This is a genomic window from Hansschlegelia zhihuaiae, from assembly GCF_004103825.1.
GTDB lineage: Bacteria > Pseudomonadota > Alphaproteobacteria > Rhizobiales > Methylopilaceae > Methylopila > Methylopila zhihuaiae.
In genome coordinates, this window is sequence record NZ_RYFI01000024.1 from 9517 (window position 1) to 18060 (window position 8544).

Sequence of the window (8544 nt, forward strand, 5' to 3'; positions counted from 1 at the left end):
GGCTCGACGCCGCGGCGATGGACGCGGCCGCGAAACGCCTGCTCGGCCGGCACGACTTCTCCACCTTCCGCTCGGCCGCCTGCCAGGCCTCGAGCCCGCTCAGGACCCTCGACCGACTCGATGTCGCGCGCGAGGGCGAGGAGGTCGTGATCCGCACCGACGCGCGCTCCTTCCTGCACAATCAGGTGCGCTCGATGGCCGGCTCGCTGGTCGAGGTGGGACTTGGCCGCTGGAGCGCCGACGACCTCGCGGCCGCGCTCGCTCGCGCCGACAGGGCTGCGTGCGGCCCCGTCGCCCCGCCCGAAGGGCTGACGCTCGTGAAGGTGGACTATCCGGACTGACGGCCCGTCAGCGCTGGCGCTGCGCCGGCGCCGCGGTCGCGCGGCATTCGGCGTTGATCTTGTCGAGCGCGTCCGAGACGCCGGCCAGCGAATAGCTCTGCGTCGCGCTCCGGCCGCGGGTGGAGATCGCTTCGACCTTCATGTCGCGCCGTCCGGCGCGCATCGCCTCGACCAGCGCCGCTTGGTCCTCATTGTTGCCCATGAAGGCGCCGTCGCCGCGGGTGAACAGTTTGAAGGTCGCGCCGTCCACCGTGAGCTCGACCTCGCTGTTCGTCTTCAGCGCAAAGCCCGGCATCACGCTGATCTCGTTCTGGACGCCGTCCTGCGGGCGGTTCGAGATGAAGAAATAGGCGCCTTCCGGCGCCTGGGCGGAGCGGCGGCGGGCCTTCTGCGGCTGGGCGAGCGCGTAGCAGACCTTGCCGCCCTTCACGGGCGCGGCGTAGGCGGTCCAATCCTTGAAGTCCCCGATCTGGGTCGGCTGCGCCCCGGCCGGCGCCTGGGCCGCGGCCCCTCCCGTCGAGGCGCCGAGGGTCGCGGCCGCAAGGGCGACGGCGGCGAGGATCGGGGCGCGGTCGGTCATGTCGTCGCTTTCGTCTCGTTCATTCGCGTCGCGGCGCATTCAAACGCTGCGCCGCGTCCAAAGCCAAGCCCCCGCGCCGTCGCAAATCAGCGCGATCGCTGCGAGTCTCGCTGCGGACACTCAGAGTCAGCCGCAAAAGTTTAGAAAAAATTGACCAAACGACGGCCGTGACGTCCCGGCGGAGGGCATGCTTAGTGCGCGCTGCGTGAACCGGAGGGCGCCCATGTGAAGGCTGTGCTGTGCGTCGAGCTTGGCGGTCCCGAGGCGTTGAGGCTCGAAGACCTGCCCGACCCGGAGCCGGGCCCGGACGAGGTCGCGGTGGACGTCGCCTTCGCGGCGCTGAATTTCTTCGACACGCTAATCATCGCCGGAAAATACCAGTCGAAGCCGGCCCTGCCCTTCTCGCCCGGTGGCGAGATGTCCGGCGTCGTGTCCGCGGTCGGCGCACGGGTCGAGGGACTCGCGGTCGGCGACCGCGTCGCTGGCTATCTCGGCCATGGCTGCTGCCGCGAAAAGATCGTGGCGCGTCCCGACCAGCTGACCCTTGTGCCGGAGGAGCTCGGCCTCGACCGCGCCGCCGGCCTCATCATCACCTATGGCACGACGCTCCACGCCCTCGCCGACCGGGGCGAGTTGAAGGGAGGCGAGACGCTCGCGGTGCTGGGGGCGAGCGGCGGCGTCGGGATCGCGGCCGTCGAAGTCGGCCGGCTGCTCGGCGCACGCGTGATCGCCTGCGCCTCCTCGGCCGAGAAGCTCGCTTTCGCAAAGGAGCGCGGCGCGGACGAACTCGTCGACTATTCGCGCGAGGACCTGAAGACGCGGCTGAAGGAGCTGACCGACGGGCGCGGCGTCGACGTGGTCTACGACCCGGTCGGCGGCGACTTCGCCGAGGCGGCGGTGCGCGCGCTCGCCTGGCGCGGACGCCATCTCGTGATCGGCTTCGCGGCCGGCGAGATTCCGAAACTGCCGCTCAACCTGCCGATGCTGAAGGGCGCGGACGTTCGCGGCGTGTTCTGGAGCGCGCACGCCGAACGCGAGCCCGCCGCCCACCGCGCCGAACTCGCGCGCCTGTTCGACTGGGCGGCCGACGGCGAGATCTCGGCTCATGTCGACGCCATCCTGCCGCTCGCAGAGACCGCCGAGGCGATCGCGCGGATCAAGCGGCGGGAGGCCAAGGGCAAGATCCTCGTGCGGCCGTGATCAAGCGCAACCGTCACGTCCCGGCCTTGAGCCGGGACCCATCCGGCTCGGTCGGCGCAAGGAGTTCGGAACCGGCGACGGGCATTCTGACGGCGCGGCGCTGAATGGGTCCCGGCTCAAGGCCGGGACACCGGCGTTGAGCTAGCCGCCGTCTGCGTCGAAAGACGCATGTGGTTTCCGCCCCTCGCATTCAAGCCCTGCACGCTGACGCCGCGGCCTTGCGTCAGCGCAAGTCTTCGTGTCTGGAACTGGTCCAATCTCCTCGTTAGCATCTGCAGCATCCTAAAGCCGCCCCCGGCGAGGGTCGGCGCATGCGCGGGCCGATGGGCCCGGGGAGACCTTCATGATCAAGCTCAACATCAATGGCGAGGAGCGCGAGCTCGACATCGCCGAAGACACGCCCTTGCTGTGGGTCCTGCGCGACGAGGTCGGGCTGACCGGCACCAAGTTCGGCTGCGGCGTCGCCCAGTGCGGCGCCTGCACCATCCATCTCGACGGCGCCCCGGTGCGCTCCTGCATGACCATGGCGGCCGACGCGGTCGACTCCAAGATCGTCACCATCGAAGGCCTCGTGGCCGAGACCGGCTCCAAGGAAGGCAAGGCCGTGCAGGCCGCCTGGCGGGCGCTCGACGTCGTGCAGTGCGGCTACTGCCAGTCCGGCCAGATGATGTCGGCCGCGGCCCTGCTCGCGGGCAACAAGAAGCCGAGCGACGCCGACATCGACTCGGCGATGAACGGCAATGTCTGCCGCTGCGCCACCTATCAGCGCGTCCGGGCCGCGATCCACGACGCCGCCAAGCGGTTGGAGGCCTGATCCCATGACCATCCAGCAGAAGATCCCGGGCGGACGGCCGCTCGACCTCAGCCGCCGCTCCTTCCTCGCCGTCGCGGGCGGCGCGGGCGTCGGCCTGGTGATCGGCCTGAAGGCCGACCCGGCCCTCGCCGCGCCCTCGGGCGCGCCGGTGCAGTTCAACCCCTTCGTCAAGGTCTCGCCCGACGGCGCCGTCACCGTGATCGTCAAGCATCTGGACAAGGGCCAGGGCGTCGCGACCGGCCTCGCCACCATCGTGGCCGAGGAGATGGACGCGGACTGGGCGACCATCCGCACCGAATTCGCGCCCGCCAATCCCGCCCTCTACGCCAACCTCGCCTTCAAGGCGCAGGGCACCGGCGGCTCGACCTCGATCGCGAACTCCTGGGACCAGTACCGCACCGCGGCGGCCACCGCCCGCGCGGCGCTCGTCAAGGCCGCGGCCGCCGAATGGAAGGTCGCGGCCGGCGAGATCAAGGTCGTGAACGGCGTCATCAGCCATCCGTCGGGCAAGACGGGCTCGTTCGGCCAGTTCGCCGAGAAGGCCGGCGACTCGGCCGAGCCGACCGCCGCCCCGCAGGCCCCGCAGTTCAAGGAGCCCAAGGATTACCGGCTGATCGGCAAGGAGGGCCTGCACCGCGTCGACAACGACTCCAAGACCGACGGCACGGCGATCTACACCCAGGACCTCAAGCTGCCCGGCATGCTGGTCGCGGTCGTCGCGCATCCGCCAAAATTCGGCGGCAAGCCCAAGAGCTTCAACGACGCCGAAGCCAGGAAGATCAGAGGCGTCGAGCAGGTCGTGCAGATCCCGACCGGCGTCGCGGTGCTGGCGAGGAACACCTGGGCCGCGATCCAGGGCCGCAATGCGCTCGAGGTCGAGTGGGACGACAGCGCCGCGGAGAATCGCGGCTCCGACGAGCTGATGGCGGCGTGCAAGGACGCGGTCTCGAAGCCCGGCGTCGCGACCGCGACCAATGCGGGCGACGCCGAGGGCGCGCTGAAGGGCGCGGCCAAGGTGATCGAGGCCGACTTCGCCTTCCCCTATCTGGCGCACGCCGCCATGGAGCCGCTCAACGCCTGCGTCGAGCTCAAGGACGGCGGGGTGAAGATTACCACCGGCGCCCAGTTCCAGTCGATCGACCTCGCGGTGGCGAGCAAGGTCGCGGGCGTGCCGATGGACAAGGTCGTGATCGACACGGTCTGGGCGGGCGGCTCCTTCGGCCGCCGCGCGGTGCCGACCTCCGACTACATCGCGGAGGCCGTCATGATCGCCAAGGCGATCGACGGCAAGGCCCCGGTCAAGCTGGTCTGGACCCGCGAGGACGACATGAAGGGCGGCTATTACCGCCCGATGTACGCCCACCGCGTCCGCGCCGCGATCGGCCCGGACGGCATGCCGGTCGCGTGGCATCACCGCATCGCCGGCCAGTCGATCATGACCGGCACAGCGATGGAGCCGATGCTGGTGAAGGACGGCGTCGACGACACCTCGGTCGAGGGAGCGTCGAACCTCGCTTACGCCGTGCCGAACCTGAAGGTCGAGCTCACCACCATCAAGGCCGGCGTGCCGGTGCTGTGGTGGCGCTCGGTCGGCCACACCCACACGGCCCATGCGGTCGAGACCGTGATCGACGAGCTCGCTTATGCGGCCGGCAAGGACCCGGTCGAGTACCGGCTCGCGCTGCTGAAGGACAAGCCGCGCCATGCAGGCGTCCTGAAGCTCGCGGCCGAGAAGGCGGGCTGGGGCGAGAAGCTCGCGAAGGGCAAGGGCCGCGGCGTCGCGGTCCATGAGAGCTTCAACTCCTATGTCGCCCAGGTCGTCGACGTCACCATAAAGCCGGACGGCGCGGTGAAGGTCGACCGGGTGGTGGCTGCGGTCGACTGCGGCATCGTGGTGAACCCGGACGTAGTTCGCGCCCAGATCGAGGGCGGCGTCGGCTTCGGTCTCGGGGCGGCGCTGCGCAACGCCATCACGCTGAAGGGCGGCGAAGTCGAGCAGGGCAATTTCGACAAATACAAGCCGCTGCGCATTTCCGACATGCCGCATGTCGAGGTGCATATCGTGAAGAGCGAGGAGAAGCCGACCGGCGTCGGCGAGCCCGGCGTGCCGCCGATCGCGCCCGCGCTCGCCAACGCGATCTTCGCCGCCACCGGCAAGCGCGTGCGCGACCTGCCGCTCGGCGACCAGAAGTTCACGAGCGTCTGACGTCCCCACCCGACGGACGTTCGTGACAAGCGCCGGCGCGAGACAATCGCGCCGGCGCTTTTTGTTGATGAGGGTGTGCAGCGATGGGCGCCGCGGCCGCGGGGCTACAAGCGCTGCCCCATGTCCCGGCCTTGAGCCGGGACCCATTCAGCGCCGCCGTCCGGATGATGAACGTCGCCGGACAGGTCTCGCCCGCGAGCTCCGGAGCCAAATGGGCCCCGGCTCAAGGCCGGGACATCAGGAACGCGCGGCGCGCCCTATGTCCCCCGTGGCTTCGCGCGGGTCGTCGGCGCGGCGGCCGCCGGGTCTTCGGGCCAGAGATGCTTTGGGTATCGGCCTCGCATTTCGGCGCGGACGTCCTTCCAGGAGCCCCGCCAGAAACCCGGCAGGTCGCGCGTCACCTGGATCGGCCGGTGAGCCGGCGAAAGAAGCCGCAGCGTCAGCGGCAGGCGGCCGCCCGCGATCGCTGGGTGGGCGGTCAGGCCGTAGAGCTCCTGAACCCGCACGTCGACGGCCGGCGCGTCCTCGCCCGCATAGTCCACAGGAAGCCGCGAGCCTGTCGGCGCCTCGAAATGCGTCGGCGCCTCGGCGTCGAGCCGGTGGCGGAGCGGATAGGGGATCAGCGACCCGAGCGCCTCGGAAAGCTGGCCGGCCGAGACGTCCCTGAGCGCCGTCGCCTCGGTGAGGAAGGGCGCGAGCCACTCCGCGGCGGAGGCCGAGAGCGTCGCGTCCGACAAATCGGGCCAGCCTGCCTCGGGTTCCGCGCGCGCCAGGAAGCCGACCCGGGCGCGAAGCGTCCGGGCGGCGTCGCTCCACGGCAGACGCTCGATTCCGAGCGAGGCCGCGCCCTCGGCGAGCGCCTGAGCCGTCTCGGGGCCGGGCGCGACGGCGACGGGACGCTCCGCCAGCGTCAGCGCTCCGAGCTTGCGGCGGAGCCGGCCGCGCACCGCGCCCGCATGCGCGTCGAACGCGACCTCCGTCCGCTCCTCGATCCGCCCGCCTGCGGCCGCCACGACGTCGTTCTCGGTCAGAGCGGCCGCCAGCAGGATGCGGCCCTCCTGCGCGACGCCGGTGAGGTCGAGGACCGCAAGATAGGGCTCGCGCGACAGCGGTTCCGTGGGGTCGAGCGCCGCGCCGCGGCCGTTCGCGAGCAGGAACGCGCCCGCCCGTCCGCCGCGCGCCTTGGCTATCCTGTCCGGAAAGGCGCGGGCCGCGACGAGACCCGCGCGCGACAGGTCCGCCTCGCCCGGCACGCCGCCGGCGGAGGCGAGCCATGAGCCCGCAAGGCGGCGCGCGTCCTCGGCGCGCGGGCCGCGCTCCCGGGCGAAGCGTTCGAGCCGCGCGCCGAGATCGGCGCCGTCGCCGCCGAGACCGCGCTCCACGGCCATGAGCGCGATCAGGGCGGCGAGCGACCCGTCGCCGGACACGACGGCGTCGAGCAGCATGGCGGCGAGCCGCGGCGGCAGGGCGATCGACCTGAGCCGGCGCCCTCGTTCCATGATGCGGCCGTCGGCGTCGAGCGCGCCGAGCCCAATGAGCGTCGACCGCGCCTCGGCGACGGCCGCGGCCGGCGGCGGGTCGAGGAAGGCGAGCGTGGACGGGTCGGTGACGCCCCAGGCGGCGAGGTCGAGCAGCAGGCCGCCAAGGTCGCTCGCCAGGATTTCGGGCGGCGCGAAGGGCTCGAGGCTTCGGGTCGCGGCCTCCTCCCACAGCCGGTAGCAGACGCCCGGCTTCGTGCGGCCCGCCCGGCCGCGCCGCTGGTCGACCGAGGCGCGCGAGGCCCGCACGGTCTCGAGCCGCGTAATCCCGAGCGCCGGCTCGTGGCGCGGCGTGCGCGCGAGGCCGCAGTCGATCACCACCCGAACCCCCTCGATGGTGAGCGAGGTCTCGGCGATCGAGGTCGCGAGCACGACCTTTCGGCGGCCCGGTTCGGCGGGCGCCACCGCACGGTCCTGCGCGCGGGGATCGAGGCCGCCATGGAGCTCGACCAGGTCGACGTCGGTGGGAAGACCTGCGAGTCGTTCCGCCGTCCGCCGGATCTCGGCTCGGCCGGGGAGGAAGACCAGCAGGCTCCCACGCTCCTCGGCCAGCGCCCGCCGGACTGCCGAAGCCGCCGCGTCCTCGATGCGTCCACGCGGATCCCGCGGCAGGTGCCGGGTCTCGACCGGAAAGGCGCGGCCCGCGCTCTCGACGACCTCGGCCTCGCCGAGCAGTTTCGCGACCCGCGCGCCGTCGAGCGTCGCGGACATCACCAGGATGCGCAGATCCTCCCGAAGACCGGCCTGGGCGTCGAGCGCGAGCGCGAGGCCGAGATCGGCGTCGAGCGAGCGCTCGTGGAACTCGTCGAACAGCACGGCCGCGACGCCCCGGAGCTCCGGGTCGTCGACGATCATCCGGGCGAACACGCCGTCGGTGACGACCTCGACCCTCGTGCGCGCCGAGACCTTCGAGCCGAGCCGCACGCGCAGTCCCACGGTCTCGCCGACGCTTTGCCCGAGCGTCGCGGCCATCCGGGAGGCCGCGGCGCGCGCCGCGAGCCGGCGCGGCTCCAGCACCAGAATGCGGCCGTCGCCCCGCCACCGCGCGTCGAGCAGCGCGAGCGGGACCCGCGTGGTCTTGCCGGCGCCGGGCGGCGCGACCAGCACGGCGGCGTTGCGGCGCTCCAGCGCCGAGGTCAGCCGCGGCAGCGCCTCGTCGATCGGGAGAGCGGGGGAGGAGACGTCAGGCATGAGCCGAGAGGATTGTTGCCGCACAGGCCGGCGCTCCGCTAGGAAGACGGCCTCTCGCGATCAAGGACCCTCCATGCGCATCGAGGCCATCAAGATCGGCGTCAATCCGCCGACCGACGTCAACGTCATCATCGAGGTGCCGATCGGCGGCGAACCCATCAAATACGAGCTCGACAAGGAGTCGGGCACGCTGGTCGTCGACCGCTTCCTCTACACCTCGATGCGCTATCCGGGGAATTACGGCTTCGTGCCCCACACGCTCTCCGACGACGGCGACCCGATCGACGTGCTGGTCGCCAACACCCGCGCCATCGTGCCGGGCGGCGTCATCAACTGCCGGCCGGTCGGGGTGTTCAAGATGGAGGACGAGAAGGGGCTCGACGAGAAGATCATCGCCGTGCCGTCGCCGAACCTCACCCGGCGCTACGAGAACATCCGCAATTACGACCAGTTGCCCGAGATCACGCTGAGCCAGATCGCCCACTTCTTCGAGCACTACAAGGACCTCGAAGGCGACAAATGGGTCAAGGCGCTCGGCTGGGGCGACGCCGAGGAGGCGCAGCGCATGATCGTCGAGGCGATCTCGCGCGCGAAGGCGGCGAAGAAGTAGGAGCGGTGACGCCTTCTCCCTCCCCTTTCAAAGGGGAGGGTGGCCCGGCGAAGCCGGGTCGGGT

Annotated in this window: 7 protein-coding genes; 5 read left to right on the plus strand and 2 right to left on the minus strand. The window is 71.3% G+C overall.

Going from position 1 to position 8544, the window contains the following annotated elements:
- Positions 1-341, plus strand: a 341-nt coding sequence (locus tag EK403_RS23435) for a tRNA pseudouridine synthase A (RefSeq protein WP_487327331.1), incomplete at its 5' end; no start/stop codon positions are given.
- 7 nt (positions 342-348) lie between these two features.
- On the opposite strand, the gene EK403_RS19375 is transcribed toward EK403_RS23435, so the two are convergent.
- Positions 349-921 (minus strand): invasion associated locus B family protein, encoded by a 573-nt coding sequence (locus EK403_RS19375; RefSeq protein WP_128779109.1) that lies wholly within the window; start codon positions 919-921, stop codon positions 349-351.
- A gap of 225 nt (positions 922-1146) precedes the next feature.
- Between EK403_RS19375 and EK403_RS19380 the strand changes: the two genes are divergently transcribed.
- From EK403_RS19380 to EK403_RS19390, 3 genes are all read left to right on the plus strand, one after another.
- A complete protein-coding gene (locus EK403_RS19380; RefSeq protein ID WP_128779110.1) occupies positions 1147-2121 on the plus strand; it encodes an NADPH:quinone oxidoreductase family protein in 975 nt (324 codons plus the stop codon).
- 343 nt (positions 2122-2464) lie between these two features.
- Positions 2465-2935 carry a (2Fe-2S)-binding protein gene (locus tag EK403_RS19385; RefSeq protein ID WP_128779111.1) on the plus strand — a complete coding sequence of 157 codons (471 nt, stop codon included), beginning with the start codon at positions 2465-2467 and terminating at the stop codon, positions 2933-2935.
- 4 nt (positions 2936-2939) lie between these two features.
- Complete coding sequence (locus EK403_RS19390; RefSeq protein ID WP_128779112.1) at positions 2940-5141, plus strand: xanthine dehydrogenase family protein molybdopterin-binding subunit; 2202 nt, start codon at positions 2940-2942, stop codon at positions 5139-5141.
- Positions 5142-5398: 257 nt separating this feature from the next.
- On the opposite strand, the gene hrpB is transcribed toward EK403_RS19390, so the two are convergent.
- Complete coding sequence (gene hrpB / locus EK403_RS19395; protein WP_128779113.1) at positions 5399-7870, minus strand: ATP-dependent helicase HrpB; 2472 nt, start codon at positions 7868-7870, stop codon at positions 5399-5401.
- A gap of 73 nt (positions 7871-7943) precedes the next feature.
- Here hrpB and ppa point away from each other — a divergent pair, with 73 nt between their 5' ends.
- Positions 7944-8480 (plus strand): inorganic diphosphatase, encoded by a 537-nt coding sequence (ppa, locus tag EK403_RS19400; RefSeq protein WP_128779114.1) that lies wholly within the window; start codon positions 7944-7946, stop codon positions 8478-8480.
- Positions 8481-8544: the final 64 nt, after the last annotated feature.